The sequence below is a fragment of the Halomonas sp. 113 genome (genome assembly GCF_904067645.1).
GTDB classification, from domain to species: domain Bacteria; phylum Pseudomonadota; class Gammaproteobacteria; order Pseudomonadales; family Halomonadaceae; genus Vreelandella; species Vreelandella titanicae.
This window is the reverse complement of the sequence record NZ_LR881453.1, coordinates 1,708,805-1,731,838: the sequence shown is the minus strand read 5'-3', so window position 1 is coordinate 1,731,838 and position 23,034 is coordinate 1,708,805. Positions and strand designations below refer to the sequence as shown.

Annotated in this window: 23 protein-coding genes; 2 read left to right on the top strand and 21 right to left on the bottom strand. The window is 53.5% G+C overall.

The genetic code is table 11. The features are described 5' to 3' along the window. Nucleotides 1–38: 38 nt before the first annotated feature. The 17 genes from YERSI8AC_RS08210 to YERSI8AC_RS08130 all read right to left on the bottom strand — a co-directional run bounded on the left by YERSI8AC_RS08210 (nucleotide 39) and on the right by YERSI8AC_RS08130 (nucleotide 17,162). Nucleotides 39–947 (bottom strand): ABC transporter ATP-binding protein, encoded by a 909-nt coding sequence (locus tag YERSI8AC_RS08210; RefSeq protein ID WP_159176508.1) that lies wholly within the window; start codon nucleotides 945–947, stop codon nucleotides 39–41. Between the two features lie 67 nt (nucleotides 948–1,014). Beyond that, on the bottom strand, nucleotides 1,015–2,430 hold the full coding sequence (locus tag YERSI8AC_RS08205) for an MBL fold metallo-hydrolase RNA specificity domain-containing protein (RefSeq protein ID WP_159176507.1): 1,416 nt from the start codon (nucleotides 2,428–2,430) through the stop codon (nucleotides 1,015–1,017). Nucleotides 2,431–3,057: 627 nt separating this feature from the next. Next, nucleotides 3,058–3,249 carry a DUF2283 domain-containing protein gene (locus YERSI8AC_RS08200; RefSeq protein ID WP_022519665.1) on the bottom strand — a complete coding sequence of 64 codons (192 nt, stop codon included), beginning with the start codon at nucleotides 3,247–3,249 and terminating at the stop codon, nucleotides 3,058–3,060. 451 nt (nucleotides 3,250–3,700) lie between these two features. After that, a complete protein-coding gene (locus YERSI8AC_RS08195; protein ID WP_159176506.1) occupies nucleotides 3,701–4,801 on the bottom strand; it encodes a chain-length determining protein in 1,101 nt (366 codons plus the stop codon). 3 nt (nucleotides 4,802–4,804) lie between these two features. Then, nucleotides 4,805–5,617 (bottom strand): ABC transporter permease, encoded by an 813-nt coding sequence (locus tag YERSI8AC_RS08190; protein WP_159176505.1) that lies wholly within the window; start codon nucleotides 5,615–5,617, stop codon nucleotides 4,805–4,807. A gap of 140 nt (nucleotides 5,618–5,757) precedes the next feature. Then, entirely contained in the window at nucleotides 5,758–7,491 is a 1,734-nt protein-coding gene (locus tag YERSI8AC_RS08185) for a polysaccharide biosynthesis/export family protein (RefSeq protein ID WP_089691500.1), read from the bottom strand. Next, nucleotides 7,491–7,898, bottom strand: a complete 408-nt coding sequence (locus YERSI8AC_RS08180) for a DVU3141 family protein (protein ID WP_089691503.1) — start codon at nucleotides 7,896–7,898, stop codon at nucleotides 7,491–7,493. The genes YERSI8AC_RS08185 and YERSI8AC_RS08180 overlap by 1 nt, the downstream gene beginning before the upstream one ends. A gap of 271 nt (nucleotides 7,899–8,169) precedes the next feature. Continuing rightward, a complete protein-coding gene (locus YERSI8AC_RS08175) occupies nucleotides 8,170–9,195 on the bottom strand; it encodes a porin (RefSeq protein ID WP_089691506.1) in 1,026 nt (341 codons plus the stop codon). Nucleotides 9,196–9,432: 237 nt separating this feature from the next. Further along, the gene (locus YERSI8AC_RS08170) at nucleotides 9,433–10,503 is read right to left on the bottom strand and encodes a porin (RefSeq protein WP_009288666.1); all 1,071 of its coding nucleotides are present in this window, start codon (nucleotides 10,501–10,503) and stop codon (nucleotides 9,433–9,435) included. A gap of 264 nt (nucleotides 10,504–10,767) precedes the next feature. Next, nucleotides 10,768–11,604 (bottom strand): ProQ/FINO family protein, encoded by an 837-nt coding sequence (locus tag YERSI8AC_RS08165; RefSeq protein WP_009288665.1) that lies wholly within the window; start codon nucleotides 11,602–11,604, stop codon nucleotides 10,768–10,770. 20 nt (nucleotides 11,605–11,624) lie between these two features. Then, on the bottom strand, nucleotides 11,625–12,182 hold the full coding sequence (locus YERSI8AC_RS08160) for a dihydrofolate reductase (protein ID WP_009288664.1): 558 nt from the start codon (nucleotides 12,180–12,182) through the stop codon (nucleotides 11,625–11,627). Beyond that, complete coding sequence (locus YERSI8AC_RS08155; protein ID WP_236557433.1) at nucleotides 12,179–12,952, bottom strand: thymidylate synthase; 774 nt, start codon at nucleotides 12,950–12,952, stop codon at nucleotides 12,179–12,181. The genes YERSI8AC_RS08160 and YERSI8AC_RS08155 overlap by 4 nt, the downstream gene beginning before the upstream one ends. Before the next feature lie 395 nt (nucleotides 12,953–13,347). After that, on the bottom strand, nucleotides 13,348–13,866 hold the full coding sequence (locus YERSI8AC_RS08150) for a hypothetical protein (protein WP_022519677.1): 519 nt from the start codon (nucleotides 13,864–13,866) through the stop codon (nucleotides 13,348–13,350). Then, nucleotides 13,863–14,162 (bottom strand): nucleotidyltransferase domain-containing protein, encoded by a 300-nt coding sequence (locus YERSI8AC_RS08145; RefSeq protein WP_022519678.1) that lies wholly within the window; start codon nucleotides 14,160–14,162, stop codon nucleotides 13,863–13,865. Before YERSI8AC_RS08145 ends, YERSI8AC_RS08150 begins: the two co-directional genes overlap by 4 nt. A 123-nt stretch (nucleotides 14,163–14,285) precedes the next feature. Continuing rightward, nucleotides 14,286–15,074, bottom strand: coding sequence for a prolipoprotein diacylglyceryl transferase (gene lgt, locus YERSI8AC_RS08140; protein ID WP_022519679.1), 789 nt, complete (start codon nucleotides 15,072–15,074; stop codon nucleotides 14,286–14,288). 67 nt (nucleotides 15,075–15,141) lie between these two features. Continuing rightward, nucleotides 15,142–15,939 (bottom strand): sulfite exporter TauE/SafE family protein, encoded by a 798-nt coding sequence (locus YERSI8AC_RS08135; RefSeq protein ID WP_159176503.1) that lies wholly within the window; start codon nucleotides 15,937–15,939, stop codon nucleotides 15,142–15,144. After that, nucleotides 15,936–17,162 carry a response regulator gene (locus YERSI8AC_RS08130; RefSeq protein ID WP_159176502.1) on the bottom strand — a complete coding sequence of 409 codons (1,227 nt, stop codon included), beginning with the start codon at nucleotides 17,160–17,162 and terminating at the stop codon, nucleotides 15,936–15,938. Before YERSI8AC_RS08130 ends, YERSI8AC_RS08135 begins: the two co-directional genes overlap by 4 nt. A 185-nt stretch (nucleotides 17,163–17,347) precedes the next feature. Here YERSI8AC_RS08130 and YERSI8AC_RS08125 point away from each other — a divergent pair, with 185 nt between their 5' ends. Beyond that, nucleotides 17,348–18,148, top strand: coding sequence for an NRDE family protein (locus YERSI8AC_RS08125; RefSeq protein ID WP_022519682.1), 801 nt, complete (start codon nucleotides 17,348–17,350; stop codon nucleotides 18,146–18,148). Between the two features lie 16 nt (nucleotides 18,149–18,164). Here the strand turns inward: YERSI8AC_RS08125 and ptsP are convergent, their stop codons facing one another. Continuing rightward, nucleotides 18,165–20,426 (bottom strand): phosphoenolpyruvate--protein phosphotransferase, encoded by a 2,262-nt coding sequence (gene ptsP, locus YERSI8AC_RS08120; RefSeq protein ID WP_039860909.1) that lies wholly within the window; start codon nucleotides 20,424–20,426, stop codon nucleotides 18,165–18,167. An 88-nt stretch (nucleotides 20,427–20,514) separates the two neighbouring features. Further along, the gene (gene rppH, locus YERSI8AC_RS08115) at nucleotides 20,515–21,006 is read right to left on the bottom strand and encodes an RNA pyrophosphohydrolase (RefSeq protein ID WP_022519684.1); all 492 of its coding nucleotides are present in this window, start codon (nucleotides 21,004–21,006) and stop codon (nucleotides 20,515–20,517) included. Between the two features lie 234 nt (nucleotides 21,007–21,240). On the opposite strand from rppH, the gene YERSI8AC_RS08110 reads away from it, so the two are divergent. Continuing rightward, entirely contained in the window at nucleotides 21,241–21,897 is a 657-nt protein-coding gene (locus tag YERSI8AC_RS08110) for an HAD family hydrolase (RefSeq protein WP_009288657.1), read from the top strand. Nucleotides 21,898–22,402: 505 nt separating this feature from the next. Here the strand turns inward: YERSI8AC_RS08110 and YERSI8AC_RS08105 are convergent. Next, nucleotides 22,403–22,771 (bottom strand): PIN domain-containing protein, encoded by a 369-nt coding sequence (locus YERSI8AC_RS08105; RefSeq protein ID WP_159176501.1) that lies wholly within the window; start codon nucleotides 22,769–22,771, stop codon nucleotides 22,403–22,405. Continuing rightward, entirely contained in the window at nucleotides 22,761–22,994 is a 234-nt protein-coding gene (locus tag YERSI8AC_RS08100) for a hypothetical protein (RefSeq protein WP_138800624.1), read from the bottom strand. The genes YERSI8AC_RS08105 and YERSI8AC_RS08100 overlap by 11 nt, the downstream gene beginning before the upstream one ends. Nucleotides 22,995–23,034 lie beyond the last annotated feature (40 nt).

Sequence of the window (23,034 nt, the reverse complement as noted above, 5' to 3'; positions counted from 1 at the left end):
TTAATAGGTGTACTGCTATGGCCCGGTCTCTTTCAACACTAGGCAGATTTGCGTTTTGCTTTGCGCTGCTGCTCTTCCAGCATTTCGAGGTGTTCGCGCGCTATTTTTGAGGCTTTTCCGGCCTTATGAACTTCTTGCTTGGCAATGGCAATGTCTTGCTGCGGTGCTTGGCGCTCTTGATAGTCCGCCAGGTTCTCTTGGGCGGCTTTAAGCACCTGATGACATTCTTGCAGGTGTTTTCTGGCACTGGGCACATCGGTAGGCAGTGCGGTGCCGTCGTTTTTAGCATCTACATCAATATGGTAGGCAGCGATCGCTTCGTTTACGTCGTCATACCAATGTGCGGTGCCTTGTTTTAAGTAAACACCGGCTTGGCATAAATCCTTCAAAATGCCTTCTGAGTGAGACACCATGATTAGCGATGATTGGCCCACTTTCGATTCGAATAGCTCTTTTGCTTTAGCTCTAAAGGCCCTGTCGCCGACGGCGGTGGCTTCATCAGAGATATAGACGTCGAAATCGAACGCTAAAGAGAGGCCAAACGAAATACGAGAGCGCATACCTGAAGAGTAGGTGCGGATCGGTTCGTCAAAGGCTTCGCCTATTTCAGCGAAGTCTTCGACAAATTTGATTATTCGCGCGACCTCTTCTGAGCCACTTCCCTGTACACGAGCTACGAATTTGACGTTTTGGCGACCGGTCATGTTGCTTTGCATGCCGCCCGATAGCCCTACGGGCCAGGAAACGCGGGTGTGGCGAATGACTTCACCGCGTTCTGGCGTATCCATACCGGCAATTAAACGCAGCAGCGTGGATTTACCCGCACCGTTGGCACCAATCAAGCCGACACTCACCCCTTTGGGGATCGTGAGGTTGATGTCTTTAAGCACCCAATCGCTGCCGTGGTGGTTGTGGTAGCGTTTGTAGAGATTTTTGATTTCAATCATTGGTTTTTTGGTGAAGGGTAAGGGGTTAGCGCTTCGCTTGTGAGGGGGAACACCTCACTGCTATCAGCTAACTCCTTACCGTTACACTTCTGCCTTTGCGTTTATAGAGGCTTTCGAGTTCAACTTTGAGCGCTGCGCGGGCGGTTTGTTCGCCGTGAACCAGGCGAATGGTGTGGGGCCAGCGGCGCATGCGTTTTACGAAGTTGAGCAGGTCTTTTTGGTCTGCGTGGGCTGAATAGCCGCTGATGGAGGTTACGCCTGCCTTTATATCAAATCGTTCGCCGTCGATGTTTACCCAGCCGCCCTGTGGGCCGTATTGCTGTATGTCCCGCCCGGGGGTGCCTGCGCCTTGATAGCCCACAAACAGCACTTGGTGGCGTTCATCGCCGAGCATGGCTTTTAGGTAGTTCATGATTCGCCCGCCTGCGCACATGCCGCTGGCGGCAATGACTAGCACCGGTCGGCCTGTTTTGGCCAGATATTCAACGGTTTGCTCGTGCTCTGCGTGGCTATCCACGGTGTAGATATTGGCGAAGTTGAGTGGGTGGCGGCCACTGCGCAGGCGCCCTTGGGCTTCTTTATCCCAGTAGGGTTTTAGCTCGCGGTAAACCTTTGTAAAACGTGCTGCTAGCGGTGAGTCGACAATGATTTCCAGTGACTGCCATTGCGGTGAGCGCGCTTGATGAATAATGGTTTCTAGCTCGTAGAGCAGCTCTTGGGTGCGGCCAATACTGAACGCAGGCACCATCACCGTGCCACCGTTAGCGAGTGCTTGCTCTACGGCGGCTTTTAGGGTGGTGCGGCGCTGGCGGCGGTCTGGGTGTTGGCGGTTGCCATAGGTGCTTTCGAGTACCAGCTGGTCGCAGCCGTAGGGGGATTTAGGCGCAGGTAGTAGCGGTGCGTAAGGGGCGCCTAAATCGCCGGAGAATACGATGCGCTCTTTTTCACCGGTCTCAGCATCCTGGTAGCTCACTTCAACGTAGCTGGAACCTAGAATGTGCCCTGCCCGTTTTAGTTTTACCCGTGTGGTGCCTGTGCTTGCGCCGTTGTGATCGCTTACGTCGCTTACGCTACTTATGCTGTGCCATTTGCCGTAAGGCACGCTCACGATTTGCTTTTCGAGCTGCGCTTGAAAGCGCTCGATCAGTTGGGCGTTGCGGGTGAAGCCAATTTTTAGCGCGTCTTCAATCACCAGGGGCAGCAGCTTGGCCGTGGGGATCGAGCAGATAATCGGGCCGGTAAAACCCGCCGCCAGTAAGTAAGGCAGCCTGCCCACGTGGTCAATATGGACGTGGGTAATGATGAGCGCCTTAACGGTGCTGATATCGAATTCAATTTGTAGCTGCTCGAAGCTGTCTTCCGCGGCGTCTTCCCCTTGGAAGAGTCCACAATCCACCAGTAGGGATTCGTGTCGATTGAGTAGCAGTTGGTGACAGCTGCCAGTTACCCCAGTGGCCCCGCCGTGGTGAATGATGTCGAGCATGTGAAACCGTTAGTGGTGAATTGTGAATTGTGAGGTGTGAGGCGTGAATCGTGAATCGTGAATCGTGAATCGTGAATCGTGAATCGTGAATCGTGAATCGTGAATCGTGAATCGTGAATCGTGAATCGTGAATCGTGAATCGTGAATCGTGAATCGTGAACAGTTTGGTGTCGGCGCAATCGTGTGAATAGCGCGGAGCGGTGCCGGGAGTTGGCTATGTGCCGTTGGGCGTCGTTCCGACGCCTTTCGCGGGTGCCCACGAACGCTCGCTGAACTCGCTTTCTCGTTACCACGCGCTACGGGTCGTGCTTCCACAATGTTCTGTGCATGCGCGATTTAGTAGCGCGTGGTAAGCCCCAGGCGCACCCGCGAAAGCAGCGCGAAGCGGTGCCGGGGTTTGGTTATGTGCCGCTGGGCGTGCTTCCACCATGTTCTATGCATGCGTGATTTAGTAGCGCGTGGTAAGCCCCAGGCGCACCCGCGAAAGCAGCGCGAAGCGGTGCCGGGGTTTTGGTTATGTGCCGTTGGGCGTGCTTCCACCATGTTCTGTGCATGCGTGATTTAGTAGTGCGTGGTAAGCCTAAGGCGCACCCGCGGGAGCAGCGCGGAGCGGTGCCGGGGGTTGGGTTACGCTGCTTGGCTCTTTAAGAGCGGCCATGCCCCCTGCTTAGAAGCGTCAAGGATGACAATTTCAGTAATTGTGCCATCTTCCGCGTAACTAATATGCGTATTCCAGTCTTGAGAAATTTCTTTAACCGTACGTTTATCTGAAAGATGCAAAACTAGAATGTCATCCGCTTCATCGTAGGTTGTACGCATTACTTATCCTCCCACGCATGACAGTTTTGACAACGAGTTTGTTTTCTAAGATAGCTACGGGAACAGCGCGGGGCATTGCCGGGGTTTGAGTTACGTGCCACTGGGCGTCGTTCCGACGCCTCCCGCGGGTGCCTCGAAACGCTCGCTGAACTCGCTTTCTCGTTACCACGCGCTACGGGGCGTGCTGCCACTGTGTTCTATGCAGGCGCGATTTTCGTAGCGCGTGGTAAGCCTCCGGCGCACCCGCGGAAGCAGCGCGAAGCGGTGCCGGGGTTGGTTATGTGCCGTTGGGCGTCGTTCCGACGCCATTCGCGGGTGCCTCGTTTGCTCGTTCCTCGCAGACTCGTTACCACGCGCTACGAGGCTTTCACCCCTCACGATTCACCTTTCACCACCCTTCACCCTTCACCCTTCACCCTTCACCCTTCACCCTTCACCCTTCACCCCAAACTTAATCGCGGTGGTCTTTGACGATCATCATCAGCATGCTGAAGATAAAGGCGAGAAAGATGGTGATGATGGCGAATACGCTGCTGTTATAGAGCCGGTTGGGTTCTGTGGGGTACTCCGGGAATAGCGGGCTTTGCAGCACGCTTACCTGCTTGAGCTGGCGGGCAGCTTCTAAGCGGGTGTTTTCTAACGCAGCCAGCGCACTTGAGTAGGTTTCCTGAGCAAACTGTGCCTGCAGTTCTAGTGTTTCATATTGCGCTGACACACTGTTGAGCGAGTCGCCTGAAGCTTGGGCGATTCGATCACGTTGCTCAATAATTTGATCGCGTAACGCGGTGATATTACGCTCGACTTGGCGCAATTCAGAAGACTGGGAGCTTTGGAAGCTGGCTAATGCGCTGCGCTGCGCTTGCAGGCGGGCTAGATCAGCCTCAAGTGTTGCCACCACTTGGTTAATATTTTCCACCGTTGCGGTGGGTGAAACCAAACCATATTCGTTTTGGAATTCAAGCAGCTTGGCCCGGGTCTCTTCAAAGCGCTCTTCAAGCCGTACCATTTGCTGTTCTAAAAATTTCACCTGCTCATCTGCTAGACGGTGCCCCATTTCATTCATATGGTCTTCACCTGCTTCCAGCAGCAGCGTGGCCACTTCATGGGCAAACTCTGGCGTATACGCCTGCACGCGGATATTAAGCACGCCTGCGTACTCATCCAGCTCTACCTCTACCCGGCGCAGGTAGTATTGGTGCAGGTCTTCAATGGGGGCATCACGGTTAAGCAGTTTGGCGAAGATATCCCCGTTTTCAGAATAGTGCTCACGCAGATTCAGCTTTTCGTCCAGTAAGCGCAACATGTCTACAGAGAGTAAGTGCTCACGCAGCAGCAACAGATCGTGGGTATTTCCCCCACCGCCACTGCCCATAATTGAAGATAAGCTAAATTCTGGCGTTGCTACCTGCGGGCTTTCCAGCACCACTGTTGCGCGGGAAACATAGCGATCTTCCGCCCATACAAACCAATAAAACGAGACCAAAGCTATCGCGACTATCGCCACGGCCCAGTGTGGCGATGTTTTTATAAAATGACGAAAAGAACGTTGCATAGTTTATTGTGCCTTCAATCGATCAATAAAGCGCAGGTGCATCAATAGCCCCAGGGCGATTAGCGTAAATGTAAAGAACCAGAAATAGAGCATACTGGTGCCATGGACGACTTGGTACTTGTCAAAAAAGCCCAGGCGCAACGTTTCAAGACCATGAGGGATAGGATTAATCATCAGGTATTCCAGCAACCAGTGAGGCAAGGCATTTAGCGGAAAAATCACTCCTGACAAAATCATAAGTGGTAGAGCGAGCATGCGGAATACCCTGCCTAGCTCAGGTACCAATGATGCTGCGACAGAGGTTACCAACCCTAAGCCAAGCCCTAAGCTCCATAGCGAAAGCCAAGCAGCCATCGCTCGAAGTGCATTATCTGGATACATGTCCAGCCCCAGCATTAGCCCGCCACCTATAAAAATCAGGAAGATAAAGCTGCGCAGCATGCCTTCTAAAAAGTTGCGCACTAGCACGGGGTCTACGGGTTGCACTTGACGATAAGCGAATAGAGCTTTATTGCCATCTACTGCCCCCATGCCACGCATCATACCTTCACGTACTAATGCAAAGCCCAGGAGGCCTGTTATTAACCAAGGAATAAAATCGGCGTTAACAATCAACTGGTCGCCACGAATAAAAGTACGAATGGCAATCATGATACCGATATATGCTACTGGCTCGAAGATCATCCAAAACCAGCCCATGCGGTCTGACATGGTGCGCGAAATGGCTTCGCGCATGAACATGGCGTACCACACGCTGCGCGTGACTTGCCACGGTGTTCGTGCACTCCGCCGTGGGCCGCCGTTTACGTTATCCATAGGGCTACTTCTTGAATAAGTGAGGGGTGAGAGGTGAGGGGTGAGGTGTGAGGTGTAAATTGTGAGGTGTGAGAGGGACTTTCTTCACCCCTCACTCCTTACTCTTCACTCCAACCCCCTAACTCCTCACCCTTCTCCTATTACAGATCAACCGCTACTCTGGTTGCTACGGCAACCTGGTAGAGGATCTGCGTTATCGTAGAGGCTAGCTGAAGGTTGTGCGTGGGTGCCGCGGGCATCACAAGGATTTCATCGCCTGGGCGTAAATTAACATTGCGGGCGTTCTCGACAGCGCCATTTTGACGAACCACAAGTATATGGTCGTCATCTGCACGGTCAGTGAAGCCGCCTGCACCTTCAACGTAATCGATCACGCTCATACCTGGGCGATAAACAGCGGCTTGGGGCACAAGCACTTCGCCACTGATGAGCATGGAATCACTCACTTCCGGAATAGTGACTACATCACCATCCTGCAGGCGAATATCGGAAATACGGCCATCGTAAGCGACGACTAAACGGCCACTGGGCTCTAGCTCACTGGCACGGGAGATGAAGTCCTGAATCAGTTCCGCTTCTTGTACACGAATCTGCGCTTCTTCATTGGTGCTGGAGGGTGCGCCTAGGTAGGTGGTCTCTAGACGGCGTAGGCTCTCTTCAAGGGACTGCGCTTGCTGCTCTTTAACACTTTCACGCTTTATTGAGATGCTTTCTACGGCGGTCATGTTTTCGGGCACGGCGATGGCGTCTAGTAATTCGCTTAAACGAGCATCCCGCGGCAGTGCGTACCGTGAAGGGCCGTAATAGCTGCCTTCTACTTCCACAACGATGGTTTCACTGCGCTTATCTGAGCTAAACAGCACTTCGTCGCCGCTGCGGATCGTTTGACCGGCAAACATATCAATGGGGAAGTATTGAGCAATAGGTCCTTCTTCACGGTCACCACGTAGCAAAACGTGTGAAACACCGCTTCTTAACCGCGCTAGATTCACCAGCTCAGCGCCACTCAAACTGTTGCCTGTCATTTCATAACGGTATTCACGGTGAACATCTCCACCTACCGCAATTGCGGGGCCACGCTCTTCGACTACGATGGTGTCGCCATCTTGAAATTGCGGGCGGGGTATATTGCCGTTGATCAAGAAGTCATAGAGGTCGACGGTGGCGACATTGCGACCGTCGCGCATTACACGAATTTGACGATAGCTGCCCAGGTCTTGATCTATGCCGCCAGACTGATCCAGAAAATAGAGCAGGGAGTCGTTGGGTGTGCCCGCGTAACGGCCGGGGTTTTCAACATAGCCTGTGACATAGACGGCTACGGGCTGCACACCTTGCAGGTTGGTATAGACCTGGACGTTATCTGGGTATACCGAGGTAATGGCTTGACGCACGCTGGCATCAACTTGTTGGCTGCTCTGCCCTTCTACTTTGAGCGGCCCTGAGCCAGGAATGAAAATATTTCCTTGGGCGTCGACGGGTAACACGCGATCAAGTTCAAATGCGCCCCAGGCGCGAACCGTGACTTGGTCGCCGGGCTTAATCCGGTAGTCAGGGTTGAGACCATCCCCCATCGCGCCACGAAACCCACCTGTGAATAAGTTGGCGCCAAATGGCGGTAGCGCATCGGGATCTTGTACCTTGGGCGAAACCGGGCCATATGTGCCGCTATCCCAGTTGGCTCGGGGCGTATCATTGACTTCTTGCTGCTGCAGGCTGCCTTGCTGGTTAGCCTGCTCAGGTAGAATGCTGTCGGAAAGGCTTAGCGCCTGCGCCCATGTGTTGGGCACTGCAAAAACGCTGACAAGCGCTATGGAAGCAACGGCTAACGAGCGATTTAGCGTAGCGCGGTCAAGCAGTGTGGTCACTTTCATTAATTGCGCCCCTGTGTTGTTTGTGCCACAACGCGTTGATTAACCCAACCATTGGGTGTTTTGCAGACGAGTGCTGAACGCGCGTTATTGGAGTCGACGGCTACTACTCTTAGCTTGCGACACTCGCGCCCACTGGCGGCAAGGTAGGCGGCGTCAGCCACAATCTCGACATTATTACCCCATGGGCTGTCTGAAACATTAATCACGGCACCTGCGGGCGCCTGTGTTAAAAAGCCATTGAGGTTGTCGTCTTGCAGCAAGGTGGCCGGGTCGTTATTCAATACATATTGCGCTTCTTGCTGAGCTGAGCTGGAGGGGTACGAGGCACAACCACTCACCACGGCTAAACTCAGCGCTGCCAGCAGCATGCGTGCTGGAGAGACCACTGAACGTTGAGATATCGACATAGTTATTTCCAAATAAAAGGCACGCTACCGCCCAGGGATTATAACGGGCGTATTCCCTTGCCCTACTTCTCTGGGTGGATGAAAGTGGTTGGCACAAGCGCAAAGCACTTTTGCCAGCCGCCCATTGTAGGGGAATACCGCCAGCGGCTCTACATAGACAGCTCTTGTACAACCTATTCATTCTTATTGTGAGAATAACAGCCATTGAAAAGCAAAAAAACGGCCACATGAATGTGGCCGTTTTGATATAAACAAATTCTTTAAAACGACGTTAGAAGTGATAACGTGCGCCTGTCAGCCAATATGTCCTGTCTGCCGAACTTTCTTTTCGCATGCTTGGCGCATCACCATCGGCTAGCTCTACGAACACGTCAAATGCATTGGTGACTTTATAGTAAGCGCCTGCAGCCCAGGCGTTACTCTCCTCGCCTTCGTCACGGTCTACATTGTAGTAATCTGCGGTAAAAGCCCAGGGCCCTGTGGAGTAGGTACCACCTAGGCCGACCGTTTCGAACCCTTTGCCATAAGTATCGCTGTTGTCTTGAGTCTCAACACCTAAGCGCATTGATAGCTGATCAGATAGCGAGTATGCCCCAATAAGGCCATACAGCGTTTCACCATTTCCACTGCCACCACCACGCACTACGTTTTCCACTGCACCAAACCCAACTTTGAATGGGCCTTGCTGATAGCGAATACCACCTTGTGCGGCAACAACCTCACCTTCACTACTCTGCTCTGAAGCCGTTAACCCCCACTCACTGTAGTGCTTAACCTGGAGAAAAGAAGTGAAGCCGTTCAGCTCAGGCGTGTAGTAAGCAATAGAATCACCCCAAGACTGCAAACCCGATGATTTAAACAGTAATCCCCGGTCTTGATAAACATCAAACGGCAGCGAGACAAACTGGGCATACATGCTATTAAAATTACCTGCCAGCAACGTGCCATACTGCTTACTTGATAAACCGATGTAGCTTTGTCGTATTTCGTTGAACCCTTGATCCGTGTTGCGCTCATCGCCAGTAAACCGCCACTCCAAGTGTCCTAATGCCGTTAGGTCTGAAGTAACCGCATGACTCATTCGAAACCCTAGGCGGGAGTAGACATCAATAAATTCCGCGCCGTCATCCACTTTATTGCCAGCGCTATTAAACTCAGGGCCACCGCCCGCAATACCCATGGCAATACGGCCGTAAATATCCAGCTTCGTGCCGTCCTGATCATAAAGTGTTGTGGCTTGAACCGAGGAGATACTTAACAGACTTGCTACAACCACCGCTAACTGCTTCTTCTGCATTAGAAATAATCCCTTGATACGCTAATCTTGTTCGCTGCTTTAACTATTCAGCTATTCTCAGCTATATGCAGCGAAACAATGTTATACAATATCAAGCTAGCTTTAAAGGAAAACAATTCTTATTTGTATTAATCAATATTGTTGGCAAAAAAGCAAAAAAAACCGGCCTCTAAAGAGGCCGGTTCTATTTGGTTCTGCTAGGCAGTTAACCCTTCATGCGTGGTAATTAAACCAGGCTTAGAAGTGGTAACGAGCGCCTGTCAGCCAGTACATGTCGTCGCCATCAGCGCGCTCAACATCGACGCCACTGCCACCGCCGATGGTAACGTCGATAGACGGCTGGTCAGCTTGCTGCAGCTCTAGGAACACATCAAAGTTGCTGGAAACTTTATAGTAAGAACCCAGGGCCCAAGAAGTGCGGCTGTCGCCGTTGTCAGGATCTACGTCGTAGACGTCAGCAGCAAATGCCCAAGGACCAGTGGTGAAAGTACCACCTAGGCCAACTGTGTCGTAACCACCACCACGAAGGTTGTTATCGTCGCGAGTTTCGTAACCTAGACGTGCAGAGAACTGGTCAGTAATATCGTAAGAACCGATCAGACCGTACAACATTTCAGCGTTACCGCCGCCACGTGCAACGTCTTCAACAAAACCCAGACCTACAGTTACAGGGCCTTGTGCGTAACGAACACCGCCTTGCGGTGCGATTACGTCACCTTCAGAAGTTTCTTCCGCTTCAGTCAGGCCGCGCTCGCTATAGTGTTTCAGTTGCAAGAATGCAGTGAAGCCGCTCAGGTCAGGCGTGTAGTAACCGATAGAGTCGCCACGCGACTGCTTCGGGTGACCAGCAAACTCTAAACCGCGATCAATTTCCCAATCGAACGGCTTGGAAACGAACTGGTTGTAGAAGCTGTCGAAATTACCTGCTTGGAAAGTACCGAACTGGTCGCTTTGTAAGCCGATGTAGCTCTGACGAACTTCTTTGAAACCGCTGTTGCCATTACCGCTAGGGCCGGTACGCTCGTCACCGTCGAAACGCCACTCAACACGACCGAAAGCAGTCAGGTCACGTGAAACTTCGTGGCTCATGCGCAGACCAAGACGTGAGTAAACATCTACGAACTCAGCGTCGTTGTTGATTTTTTCGCCGTCACTGTTGTACTCAGGGCCGCCTCCAGCAACACCCATGGCGATACGGCCATAGACGTCCAGCTTGGTGCCATCCTGGTCATAAACGGTAGCTGCTTGGGCTGCAGCAGAGGCACCCAGGGCGCCAACGATAGCAGTCGCTAAAAGTGTCTTTTTCATGATGTAAGTTCCTTAACTCGTATACTGTTTCGATCGTTGCTGCTCAACTCTTAATAAGTTGGCAGTTGGCTTTTGCGGGCCATGCTCTTTTGCCATCCGCCGGTTTTTCCCGGTGGTATGCGGCATGTCCTCAACTAAGCCTTGTTATAGTCCAATGCTCGCAGAACAAACTCTATACCGGGACTCCAGGGAACGCAATAGAAAAAAACAGTGTTTTTTTACTATTTGTGCTTTTTTATGGAACCCCTGCTGCTGGGCCCGGTCTCAGCGGCCTTTGAATTTCTGCTGTAAATCTAACAATTTGTCTTCCAAGCTAAGCGGCTTACGCGGCTCACCTTTTTCTGCCTTCGGTTCTGCATCCGGCGCTAAATCAGGCTGTTTCGGTTTTTCTTGACGAGTGTTTTTAGCGGCAGGCGATGGTTTAGGTTGCGCTTTTTTGGGCTGCCCTCCTTCTTTCTTCTCACCGCGTTTTTCTGCTGCGTGTAGCGCCGCTTCTTTATCGACCTTGCCTGCGGGTTGGCCATCCAAATCTACCCGTTCGACACCCTCGCGCACTGCTTTTATATAGCGCGGGAGGTTCACATAGTTGGCTAAGGCTCGACGAATTAGCTTATTAGGCCACTCTTCGCGCTCTGCAAGCTGTTGATGAATGCCAACTTTTAAGGGCTTGGTGTGGCCTTTAAAAAACGCCTTGGGGTAGCGCTCGTACCATTGATTCAGCAGGGCGTGCGGTGAAGGTGCCTTAACCGTTTCAGCGGTAGCCGATGATTCACCTTTTTCTTCTGGCCCTGTTTCTTCTGACACGACTTCTTCTGGCTTGGTTGCTTCTGGCTCGACCTGATCTGGCGCTACCTCGCTGGATGGTGGCGTTTCAGGCGCTTTCTGGTCGAGAACCTTTGCATCGACAGCTTCTTCGCTATGTATTTCAGTATCTATTGTAGTCGTGGCTTCGGAGCTTGGCTCGCTTTGCGATTGGGCGTTTTTCAATGCCAATTGCTGCTTTAGCCGCTGGTTTTCTTCACGCAGGGCATGTAGCTCAGCTTGTGTGCGTTCAAGACGCGCTTCTAAATCATCTAATATATTCATTAAGCTGGCGGCCATAGCCTTCTCCTTTGCCCTTTTTAGTCGGCGATGCGCTCGTAAACGACGAAATCATAGCTTGGCTGCCCTTTTGCTGGCTGCCCCGCTACGCGCTGTACTTCTTGCCACTCGCTGGGGTCGAAGTCAGGAAACGTTGCGTCGCCTTCTACCTCTATGTCCACTTCCGTTATGTAAAGCCGCTGTGCAAAGGGAAGCGCCTGGCGGTAGATTTCTCCGCCTCCCATTACCATGATCTCTTCTGCCGCCTCTATGGTGGCGTGCTGGTCAGCTAGCTCTAGCGCTGCGGGCAGGTCATGGCACACGCGTACGCCTTCGTGGGAAAACTCGGCGTTGCGGGTGACAACGACATTAAGCCGATTAGGCAGCGGCTTGCCAATGGAAGCGTAGGTTTTACGCCCCATGACCAGCGGTTTTGCCTGGGTAATGCGCTTGAAGAACTTTAAATCTTCGGGCAGGTACCAGGGTAACTTGCCGTCTACGCCGATCACACGATTTTTAGCCATGGCAACGATCATTGCCACCGGCACCAGAGAATCGAAAGCGCCGTTTTGGTTACTCGTAACGTTTTGCTGGCTCATACCGCTACCTCGGCCTTGATGTGCGGGTGCGCCTCGTAAGCGTCAATGTGAATGTCTTCAAAACGGAATGCGAACAGGTCGCCTATCTCTGGATTGAGCACCAGTTTAGGCGGCGTTTTAGGCGTACGCGATAGCTGCTCTTTGGCCTGTTCAAGGTGGTTACTGTACAGGTGCGCATCGCCTAGGGTGTGGATAAACTCACCCGGCTGCAGGCCGGTCACCTGGGCGACCATGGTGAGTAGTAAGGCGTAGCTGGCGATATTAAACGGCACGCCGAGGAAAATGTCGGCGCTGCGCTGATAGAGCTGGCACGACAGCTTGCCATTGGCCACGTAGAACTGGAACAGGCAGTGGCACGGTGGTAGCTGCATTTCATCGACCTGGGCTGGGTTCCATGCAGAAACAATCAGGCGGCGGGATTGAGGTGTGGTGCGAATTTGACCGAGCACCTTAGCAATTTGGTCAACGCTGCCACCTTTTGGGTCGGGCCAGCTGCGCCACTGGTAGCCATAAACGGGGCCTAAATCGCCGTTTTCATCCGCCCACTCGTCCCAAATCCGCACGCCGTTCTCTTTTAGGTAGGCGATGTTGGTGTCGCCTTTCAGGAACCACAGGAGTTCGTGAATAATCGAGCGCAGGTGGAGTTTTTTGGTGGTCAGTAGTGGAAAACCACGCGATAAATCAAAGCGCATTTGATGACCAAACACGGAGCGCGTGCCGACGCCTGTACGGTCGTGGCGGTCAACGCCATGCTCCAAAACGATTTGCATCAAGTCTAAATAGGGTTGCTCAAGCGCAGGCGTTGGTGCAGTCACAGAATTTCCAAATTAACAGGCGATGTAGCGGTTTATTCTAGGCGCCCATAGCTGCCCGGTCTAGCGGTGCCGGCCTGTTAGCGTTATTCGCCCAACCCCGGCACCGCTTCGCGCTGCTCCCGCGGGTGCGCCTTAGGCTTACCACGCGCTACTAAATCTCGCATGCACATGAATGCGGGGGGGGGGGGATCCAATGCACTGTGCACATTATGATATGGCTGCGGTACGTAATCACACCACCGAAAGCGAGCGAGTGCACATCCCCGTACGAGTTCAGCGAGCGTTTGAGGCACCCGCTGGTGTACTCCCCCAATTATCAGATAGTTGAGTTCCTTCATCGTCCAAGAACACTAGCTATTAGGTAAATCCAACAACCCCGGCAAATCAGCTAAGGCCATTTTACTTTCAGCATAATTGTGGAGCTGGTTATAGGTATCCATAAGCATAAGACTCGAATCTCGCGCAATATTGATCGCCTCTGCAAACTCGCATGCATTTTCCATGTACTCATGAACCAACTGGTTACGAAGTTTTCTGGCAATCAGCCACCCTTCAACACTTTCTACTACACCTAAGCGCTCAGCCCGGTTTAGTGTTTCAATTTGGCTTCCAGGCTTTTCCGCAAGCGCCTGTAACCAGCGAGGTAATAACTTGTCGGCTAACGTATCTTGCATTCGGCCAAACCTGGAAACGAAAGCTTCTAAAAGAACCGCCTCTTCTGGCTGTTCGTCTAGCACCTCTACCCATGTTTGGGTAATCAGCTTCCCTTCAGCAAATAGCGTAAGCCAACTGTATGCTAAGTGATTCCCTTCACGCTTTACTATGCTAAGCGTCGCCACGAAGCGCTCAACCGGAAGAAGACCACTCATATTAGCTCTCCATTAGTAAGCGCTTGCTCATACACAGGTGACAAGGGTGTTTCTGGATCATAAATCAATATGTCGATTGGCTGGTCGCCCAGGCGCATCTGTAACCGAGCCGTCATGGTCAACATCTTGATCATTTTGCCCGTCATTGGCTTGTCACTCTTGACTAAAATGTCGATGTCCCCGCCCTTGACATGGTCGTTTAAGCGGGAACCAAAGAGCGCAAGCTGAACATTATTACCGAAAACTTCCTGGCCTACCTGCTTTACGATAGCTTTCTGCTCTTCACTGAGTCTCATACCACACCTCTGTATTAACTCAATTTGGCTTTGTCATGAACAACTATTTCCCAATAGGTTCTAATGACAACCTGACGTAATACCGCTATTTCCAACTGAATCAGGCAAGGCTCTATGACCCCATCAAACCTTAACATCCACTGGTTGGGAGCGTGACCAGGCGATGATGACGAGGCCCAGCGCGATCATGGGAAGCGAGAGCAGCATGCCCATGGTGACCCAGCCGAAGGCGATAAAACCAATGTGGGCGTCGGGCATGCGGACAAATTCGACCATAAAGCGGAACACGCCGTAGCAGACTAAAAACAGCCCGGATAAAAAGCCTCGTGCGGTCGGCTTGGCGGAGACCCACCACAGAATGGCGAACAGCACGACGCCTTCTAACAGCGCCTCGTAGAGCGCTGATGGATGACGCGGCTCAGGCCCCATGCCGGGAAATGGCATGCCCCAAGGAAGCGAGGTCATGCGGCCCGGTAGCTCATGATTAATAAAGTTACCGATACGCCCGGCCCCCAAGCCAATCGGCACCAGAGGAGCGATAAAGTCGGTGAGCGTTAAAAAAGCCAACTGCTTACGCCGAGCGAATATCCAGGCGGCGAGGAGTACCCCGAGTAGGCCGCCGTGAAAGCTCATGCCGCCATCCCATACGCGGAAGATCCACAGCGGGTCGGCTGTCCACTGCCCTAGCCCGTAGAACAGTGCGTACCCTAAGCGCCCTCCAGCCACGACACCGATGGCACAGTAGAAGAGCAAATCACCGATATCGTCATTATTGAGACCAATACGCGATGCGCGCCGACAGCCAAGCCACCAGGCGGCGACAAATCCCACCACATACATAAGGCCATACCAATGGACTTGCAGCGGCCCCAAGGAGATAGCCACTGGGTCAATCGTTGGGTAATTAATCATTTACACTCTCTAATCTGACCAAAGGAAGTATTTATAGCACTCACTCAACAAGCCAAACATTCACCGGCTAGGAGAGCAGGAAGCGAACCCCTACCACTGCCAGCAGTAACGCGAAGGAGAGACGTAGCACATGAGCGGGCAAAACATGGGCAAGTTTAACGCCTAAGCGGGCAAATGGAACGCTGGTGACCACGATACTGAAAAACGCTGGCCACATAACAAAGCCAGTTGTCCAGGCGGGCAGCAGTGGATTACCCCAGCCCACCACGATAAACGCCAGAGCCCCCACCAGCGCGATGGGTAGCCCTACCGCCGCTGCCGTGCCCACCGCTTGAGTCATGCTGGCACCACAGCGTGATAGTAGCGGTACTGTCATGGCGCCTCCGCCAATCCCGAACAGTGCTGAAATAGCACCGATTGCGCCACCGGCGAGCGTCATTATCCATTTACCGGGTGAGGCACTGCCCGGCTTAGGCGTTAATCCAAACACCATTTTTGCGGCAATGAGTAGAACAAAGATGCCAAACATAGTTCCCAGCACCGTGCCGGAGAGGTTGTCGGCAATAAACGCCCCAACGGTGGAACCTAACACTAAGCCAGGCAGCAGCGCTTTAAGCCACCCTCGGTGAATGCTGCCGCGCCGATAATGGCCAAGGGTGGACGATGAACCGGTGACAAGAATAGTGGCGAGAGAGGTGCCAATGGCTAAATGCATGGCAATTTCAGAAGCGATGTTCTGCAGCCCAAACGCAAAGACCAAGACAGGAACGATAATGAGCCCACCGCCCACTCCGAATACGCCAGCCATCGTGCCCGCAACGGCACCTAAGGTTAAATAAATCGATAACGTCGTGACGATGGTCATTCAGACGGAGCCGCTTTAACCGTGCCTGGGAACCAGTGAGCAATCATATTCATGAGGGTTTGGGGTTGGTAAGGTTTGGCAAGTAAGTCATCCATACCAGCCGCCAGACAGGCGTCGCGCCCGGCATTGTCGACGTTGGCCGTTAGTGCTACTAACACGCTTTGGCTACCGCCATGGTTGCGTTCGTACTCGCGCCAACGCCGGGTGGTTTCGAGCCCGTCCAGAGTGGGCATAAAAATATCCATAAATACCAGATCAAATATCGCGTTTTGCTGGCGTTCCAACGCCTGTTCACCGCTGCTAGCGCCTTCCACCTGTAGGCCCTGGGTTTCCAGCATCTGCCGGGCCAGCATCAAATTTACCGGCCCGTCGTCAACGACCAATACGCGTAAAGTACGCGGCGCCCCCAGGCGATCACCACTCCTCCCTTGTGCCTCACCGCTCAAAGAATTTTTTTCAGAACCTGGTTCAACTCCTCCCTCAGCGCTTTGTTGAACAAGATTGGTCAGTAGTGCGCGGATATCCGATAGGTGCTCATACACTTCCATGATATTTTGCCCACCGTTATCGGTGAGCTCTTTATCAACCATGCTGTTTAAATGGTCTAACAAGCTATCCGTTTCACGCTGCAGCAGCGTTAAGTAGCCTGATTTTAATCGTGACTCTTCCCGCGCCCTTTCACGACCGGCGATCAAGTGCTTGAGCTGCCGTTGCTGGTGCTGAAGATCGTCCAGCAGGGTTTGCTCATGCTCCTGCCGGGTGTTCTTAGTAGCGGCAGTGGCCACTTGGGAACAGTGCATGCAGCGCTCAAGACCGGCGAGGATTTCATTAACGCTGGCCAGCCGCTGAAGGGGTAGATGAGATTCGTCAGCGACATCCGGCGGGGAACATTTGTGCTCGGGCAGTGAACGCGCAGCGGTAGCGCATAGTGCTTGACTGTGCCGTTCAAGTTCGGTGAGTTCTTGCATAAAGCGATTATCTTGACGCCGAGCATGCGCTTTAACCAACATCAGGAAGGCGCCGACATTCAAACTGCTGCCGATAAGCAGCGCCGCCATTAGCCACAACATGGTGCTCCAAGAGACGTAGCTGGGCGACATCCACCACATCATGGCGCCAACCACCACGCAGAGCACGATTAATGCTGCTTGCACAAGCAGCAGTGGCCACAGCAGAGGCCAAACAATGGCATTCCAAAAGTGCTCCCTTTGATAGCGCTGCATGATCTCGCCTTCCTATTGGCCGTATGGCCGCTGATAACGTGACCGCTGTTTAAGGCCCCACACCCATTCGGTGTGACGATTTATGCTACAAACATGATACTAATGTCAGTGTACGTCTACCCTTCGTTACTGTCATGCGGCTCTTGCGTTGAACGTTTTTCATCCTTATCGCCTGCGAGTTTGTTATGTGCTTGATATCGTTTGCTTGGCAACCCGGCACCCCCATGCCTTTGCGGCTAATGGGTAACCGTGATGAGTTCCATGCGCGCCCCACCGCGCCGCTGGGTGAGTGGCAAGATAACTCGGCCATTGTCGGTGGCCGCGATTTAGAGGCCGGTGGCTCGTGGCTGGCAGCCAAGCGCGGCGGTGTAGTGGCCGCGTTAACCAACGTACGTGACCCGCAATTGGGCACCCCACCCGGCGCGCCAAGCAGGGGGGAGCTGGTCGCCGATGCCCTGCAATGTAGCGATATAGAAGCGTGGCTAACTGCGCTCAGCCAGGGCGAGGCAATGCGCTACGCGGGCTTTAATTTATTGGTCGCCACGCCCCAACGGCTTTGGCACCTACACCGCAGCAGAGATCGTCTGGCTCTCACTGAGGTAGCTCCCGGGGTTCATGGCCTCTCCAACGCTGATCTCAACTCACCCTGGCCAAAGCTTCTACATGTACGCACTGCGCTTGAGCACACTCTTTTACAGCCAGACCCGTTCCAGGCATGGCCTAGTGGCGTTCAGCGCGCTATGCAAAATCCACAAGAAGCGGCTATCGAGGAGTTGCCGGATACCGGCGTGGGGCTTGAATTGGAGCGCCAGCTTTCAGCGGCGTTTATTGTCGGCGAACGCTATGGCACCCGCGCCACCTCGTGGCTCACTCTGGATAGCGACGGGCACATCGAAGTTACCGAACAGCGCTTTGGGCCGCTGGGGCGCTTTGAGGGTGAAACCTCTTTAGCGTTGCCCAGCAGTTCGCTTGAATCTACACCCTAGGCTTTGCATAAAGAACTTAGTCACGGGGCGGCATCAGGTGCGATAGCTGCCACTCATCCATGCGTCCCTCTAGATGGGTATGCACCTGGGCAGGGGTGTCTAGCTCCATCACTTCTTTGAGCAACTGCTCGGCATCGCTGAACGGCACTCGGCGAATGGCCGCGCGCACTTTGGGCAGACTTGGCGCATTCATGGAAAGACTGGTAAAGCCCATGGCCATGAGCAGCAGCGCTCCAGCCGGGTCTCCGGCCAATTCACCACAGAGCGAAATGGGCTTATCGAGCCGCGTCGCATCATTAGCAAGTTCCAGCAGAGCGCCGAGCAACGCCGGGTGCAGCGCATCATAAAGGCTCGATACGCGCGGGTTGTTACGGTCTACCGCCAGCAAGTACTGGGTTAGATCGTTGCTGCCCACGGAGAAAAAGTCGACTCGCTTCGCCAGCGCGTCCATTTGATAGATAGTGGCGGGCACTTCAATCATCACGCCCACTTTAGGTCTGACGACAGTAATCCCTTCTTCGCCCAGCTCTAGAATGGCGCGATCCAGCAGGCGCAGCGCTTCATCGACCTCTTCGACGTTGGTAATCATCGGGAAGAGAACGTAGAGGTTATCCAGGTCGATCGAGGCTTTGAGCATGGCGCGCAGTTGCACCATTAACACTTCCGGGTGATCCAGCGTTACCCGCATACCGCGCCAGCCTAGAAACGGATTCGCCTCTTCAATGGGGAAATAGGGCAGATCCTTGTCACCGCCGATATCCAATGTGCGCATCACCACCGGCAACGGGGCAAAGCCTTCGAGCTGCTCACGATAAAGCTTGGTTTGCTCTTTCTCGCCGGGGAAGCGTTCGGTAATCATAAACGGCACTTCGGTTCGATAGAGGCCCACTCCACCGATACGGCTTTTAAGCAGCGCGGTGGCATCTACCGCTAACCCGGTATTGACCATAAGCGGCATCGTGTGACCGTCGGGCGTGGCGCTGGGCAGATCCTGCTCGTGCTCAAGCAGTTCGCTGAGCGCCTCTTCTTCGGCGATCAGACTTTCATAACGGGCCGTAAGTTCAGGCGCTGGGCGCACAAACAGGCGACCACGGTGACCATCCAGCACCACCGGCGCCCCGCCTAGGCGCGGCAGCGGTAAATCCATCATGCCCAGCACCGTAGGAATGCCCATGGCCCGGGCGACAATCGCCACGTGGGACGTGCTGGAGCCGCGTACCGAGACCAGCCCTTTGAGCTTTTCGCGGGGGACTTCACCCAGCATGGCCACGCTGATCTCATCACCGACCAGAATAGCGTTATCGGGGTAGGTTTCCGGCGTGGATGGGGTATCTTCTTGCAGATGCGCAAGCACCCGGCGGCCAAGATCACGAATATCAGCCGCTCGCTCGCGTAGGTAGTTGTCGTCTACCCGCTCCAGATACTGGACGTGACGACGCACTACATCGGCCAGAGCGCCTGGTGCCCACTGGCCTTCGCGAATGCGTTTTTCCACTTCATCAGCCAGCGCGGCTTCGCCGAGCATCTGCTGATAAACATCGAACAGCGCCAGCTCTTGAGCAGAAATCCTGCTTGCCAAACGTTCGGCCGCGGCACGAATTTCGTTGCGGGTTTTGCCAATGGCTTCTTTGAGGCGGGCGACCTCATAATCCTGATCGCGGGGTATCAGATCCGGCACGCTGTTTAAATCCGCGGGCGGGGTAATCACCACTGCTTCCCCCATGGCCATGCCAGGCGAGGCAGCAACGCCTTTAAACATTGCCTGCCCTCCGGCAAGCGCCGGGCGCAGCAGGTTGCCCGTGGCTAAAGCATGCGCCAGCACACCAGCCAACTGCGCGGCCATGGTGACCAGAAAGGCTTCGTCCTCATCGTCGTAGCGGCGCTTTTCGGCTTGCTGAACCACCAATACGCCCAGCATGTGGCGCTGATGAATAATCGGCACACCCAAAAAGCTGGAGTAGCGCTCTTCACCGGTGGCTTCAAAGTAGCGGAATTGCGGGTGGGTCTGGGCATCTTCGAGGTTAAGCGGCTCGCTGCGTTTGGCCACCAAGCCCACCAGGCCTTCACCTAACGGCAGTACTACGCGCCCTACGGCTTGAGTGCGCAGACCAATGGTCTCCATCAATACCAGCGATTCAAGCTCCTTGTCGTAAAGGTAGAAGGAGCACACATCAGTCTGCATCGCTTTACGAATTCGGCGTACCATCGTGGACAGCGCGGCGTCGAGGGTGCGCGCGCCGTTCACTTCCTGAATCACCCGACGCAACACCTCAAGCATGGACGTTGTACTTTTCACTATTATTTGCCTCGCTGAGGAATTTTCTGGCAGACTGCTGCCGCCCTACCCTGGGCAGCGGCCAATCGCCCTAATCGTCATCCTGTGCCAGACGCTGAACGCGGGGAGACAACTCCCGCAGCGCGCGCCGATATACCTCTCGTTTAAAAGGCACTACCTGCCCTAGCGGGTACCAGTAGCTCACCCAACGCCACCCATCAAACTCGGGGGTTGGGGTTGCCGTCATACAGATCTGGCTTTCCTGGCAACGGATTTTAAGTAAAAACCACTTCTGCTTCTGGCCTATACAGACCGGACGCGAATGTGTGCGAATCATACGTCGTGGCAGACGGTAGCGTAGCCAGCCCCGGGTGCAGGCAACAATATCAACATCGTCGGCGGTTAGGCCGATCTCTTCGTAAAGTTCACGAAAAAGTGCTTGTTGTGGCGTCTCGCTTGCATTGATGCCCCCCTGGGGAAATTGCCACGCATTTTGTCCTACCCGACGCGCCCAAAGCAGCTGCCCCTGGCTATTGGCAATGATGATGCCAACATTGGGGCGAAAGCCGTCAGCGTCGATCACGGACATCACCTTAATAAATTTTCAGTTGTCCCCATTTTTCCACAAGGGTGACAAGCGTATCAATACAATATAACGCTAAGTGATGAATGGTTGCGTATCAGCATGGAGCGAAGAACGTGCGTTGGTGGGAATGACATGGCGACTCTGCGATAATCCGCGTCCGCTATTTGCCTAACTAGCGTCTTTGAGCACTAACGACTGTCTACTATCCACTGACTAAAAAAGGGGAGCGCCGTGAGTCTGGCCATATTCGATTTGGATAATACGCTGCTATCCATCGACAGCGATCATGCCTGGGGCGAGTTTTTACTCGAACAAGGGGCAGTCGACCCGGTTGCCTACCGGGAAGCCAATGAGCGCTTCATGGCTGATTACAACGCGGGCACCCTGGATATGGCTGCTTTTTTGGAGATGGCGCTTAAACCGCTGGCTGATAATTCGCCGGAACAGCTTTCAGCGTGGCACCAGCAGTTCATGGCCAGCAAGATCGAACCCAATATTCTGCCCAAAGCCGAAGAGCTTCTGGCACGCCACCGCACCAAAGGCGACACGCTGCTGATTATTACCGCCACCAACCGCTTTATTACCGCCCCAATTGCCGAGCGTTTGGGGGTCGATCACTTAATCGCGGTGAACCCGGAGGTCAAAGAGGGCCGCTACACGGGGCGCGTTTCGGGCATTCCCAGCTACCGCGAAGGCAAAGTCACCCGCTTAGAAAAGTGGCTGGAAGATCAAGACCTGACCATGGAAGGCGCGTGGTTCTACAGCGACTCGCACAATGATTTGCCGCTGTTAGAAATAGTCGAGCACCCCGTCGCCGTCGACCCCGACGACACCCTGCGCGAAATCGCCAAAGAACGCCAATGGCGGATTATGAGTTTGCGGGATTAGGTTGTGTGAGTCGTGAGTCGTGAGTCGTGAGTCGTGAGTCGTGAATCGTGAATCGTGAATCGTGAATCGTGAATCGTGAATCGTGAATCGTGAATCGTGAATCGTGAATCGTGAATCGTGAATCGTGAATCGTCAGGAGTATAGGTCTCGTAGCGCGTGGTAACGAGCAACCGAGGCACTTGAGGATGACGGCGGGATGACGCCCAGTGGTACCCCACACCAACCCCGGCACCGCTTCGCGCTGCTTTCGCGGGTGCGCTGACGCTTACCACGCGCTACTAAATCTCGCAGGCACATGCAGGTGGGGATTCCAAGGACGTGTGCACGTTATGTAAATGGCTGTGGCACGTCATCATGCCACCGAAATCGAGTGATTGTCGTAGCGCGTGGTAACGAGAAAGCGAGTTCAGCGAGCGTTTCGAGGCACCCGCGGGAGGCGGCGGAACGACGCCCAAGAGCACCGCACGCGCCCTGGTATCAATAATTGCCACACGCAGGTAAATATTTAACGGCTTAGGAGAGTATCAAGCGAAATCACATTGCCAGCATGTTTATCTGCTAACTTAACGTCATCTGTGACCAACGTTGCTGCTGCTACAGATGCGGAAGCAGAGATAATACTATCCGGCAGTTTCATTTGAGTACTTCGTCGTACCTTGATGGTTTCGTTTTTGATCTGATGATCCAGTTCCACTCTTGTTAGCTGGGCCAATATCACCTTAATCGCCTGCTCGTCCTCTGGGAGCAAACCGGGAAAGGCCAGAAGCTCAAGCTCAGTGATGACAGAAAAGGCGTAATGGGCAGCTGGCAGACACAACTGACGTTCAATGGCATTAATGAAGACATTGGTATCGAGGAGATAGCTACCACTCATCCCGCAAATTCCTTTGGTATTCGACGCCGTCATGTGCTGTCAGAGACGGAGCTTTCACAGAGGTAAAATCTATTCCAACTTGCTTAACGGAGGGGTTCTCCTCCTCCTTTGTATTCTCATACAAAACAACGATTCGGGCATGTCTGTTCTTTAAATGCGCATATTCATCGGGGATTTTAACTACCCCATTCTGAATATCTGCCTCAAATTCAATCGCATGCATTTCAATCCCCCTTACAAATAAATAGCTTACCTCGCCATTT

Coding starts and splice junctions, on each gene's coding strand:
- YERSI8AC_RS08210 (WP_159176508.1), bottom strand. CDS start 947: ATGATTGAAATCAAAAATCTCTACAAACGCTACCACAACCACCACGGC.
- YERSI8AC_RS08205 (WP_159176507.1), bottom strand. CDS start 2,430: ATGCTCGACATCATTCACCACGGCGGGGCCACTGGGGTAACTGGCAGC.
- YERSI8AC_RS08200 (WP_022519665.1), bottom strand. CDS start 3,249: ATGCGTACAACCTACGATGAAGCGGATGACATTCTAGTTTTGCATCTT.
- YERSI8AC_RS08195 (WP_159176506.1), bottom strand. CDS start 4,801: ATGCAACGTTCTTTTCGTCATTTTATAAAAACATCGCCACACTGGGCC.
- YERSI8AC_RS08190 (WP_159176505.1), bottom strand. CDS start 5,617: ATGGATAACGTAAACGGCGGCCCACGGCGGAGTGCACGAACACCGTGG.
- YERSI8AC_RS08185 (WP_089691500.1), bottom strand. CDS start 7,491: ATGAAAGTGACCACACTGCTTGACCGCGCTACGCTAAATCGCTCGTTA.
- YERSI8AC_RS08180 (WP_089691503.1), bottom strand. CDS start 7,898: ATGTCGATATCTCAACGTTCAGTGGTCTCTCCAGCACGCATGCTGCTG.
- YERSI8AC_RS08175 (WP_089691506.1), bottom strand. CDS start 9,195: ATGCAGAAGAAGCAGTTAGCGGTGGTTGTAGCAAGTCTGTTAAGTATC.
- YERSI8AC_RS08170 (WP_009288666.1), bottom strand. CDS start 10,503: ATGAAAAAGACACTTTTAGCGACTGCTATCGTTGGCGCCCTGGGTGCC.
- YERSI8AC_RS08165 (WP_009288665.1), bottom strand. CDS start 11,604: ATGGCCGCCAGCTTAATGAATATATTAGATGATTTAGAAGCGCGTCTT.
- YERSI8AC_RS08160 (WP_009288664.1), bottom strand. CDS start 12,182: ATGAGCCAGCAAAACGTTACGAGTAACCAAAACGGCGCTTTCGATTCT.
- YERSI8AC_RS08155 (WP_236557433.1), bottom strand. CDS start 12,952: ATGCAAATCGTTTTGGAGCATGGCGTTGACCGCCACGACCGTACAGGC.
- YERSI8AC_RS08150 (WP_022519677.1), bottom strand. CDS start 13,866: ATGAGTGGTCTTCTTCCGGTTGAGCGCTTCGTGGCGACGCTTAGCATA.
- YERSI8AC_RS08145 (WP_022519678.1), bottom strand. CDS start 14,162: ATGAGACTCAGTGAAGAGCAGAAAGCTATCGTAAAGCAGGTAGGCCAG.
- lgt (WP_022519679.1), bottom strand. CDS start 15,074: ATGATTAATTACCCAACGATTGACCCAGTGGCTATCTCCTTGGGGCCG.
- YERSI8AC_RS08135 (WP_159176503.1), bottom strand. CDS start 15,939: ATGACCATCGTCACGACGTTATCGATTTATTTAACCTTAGGTGCCGTT.
- YERSI8AC_RS08130 (WP_159176502.1), bottom strand. CDS start 17,162: ATGCAGCGCTATCAAAGGGAGCACTTTTGGAATGCCATTGTTTGGCCT.
- YERSI8AC_RS08125 (WP_022519682.1), top strand. CDS start 17,348: ATGTGCTTGATATCGTTTGCTTGGCAACCCGGCACCCCCATGCCTTTG.
- ptsP (WP_039860909.1), bottom strand. CDS start 20,426: ATGCTTGAGGTGTTGCGTCGGGTGATTCAGGAAGTGAACGGCGCGCGC.
- YERSI8AC_RS08105 (WP_159176501.1), bottom strand. CDS start 22,771: ATGAGTGGTAGCTATCTCCTCGATACCAATGTCTTCATTAATGCCATT.
- YERSI8AC_RS08100 (WP_138800624.1), bottom strand. CDS start 22,994: ATGCATGCGATTGAATTTGAGGCAGATATTCAGAATGGGGTAGTTAAA.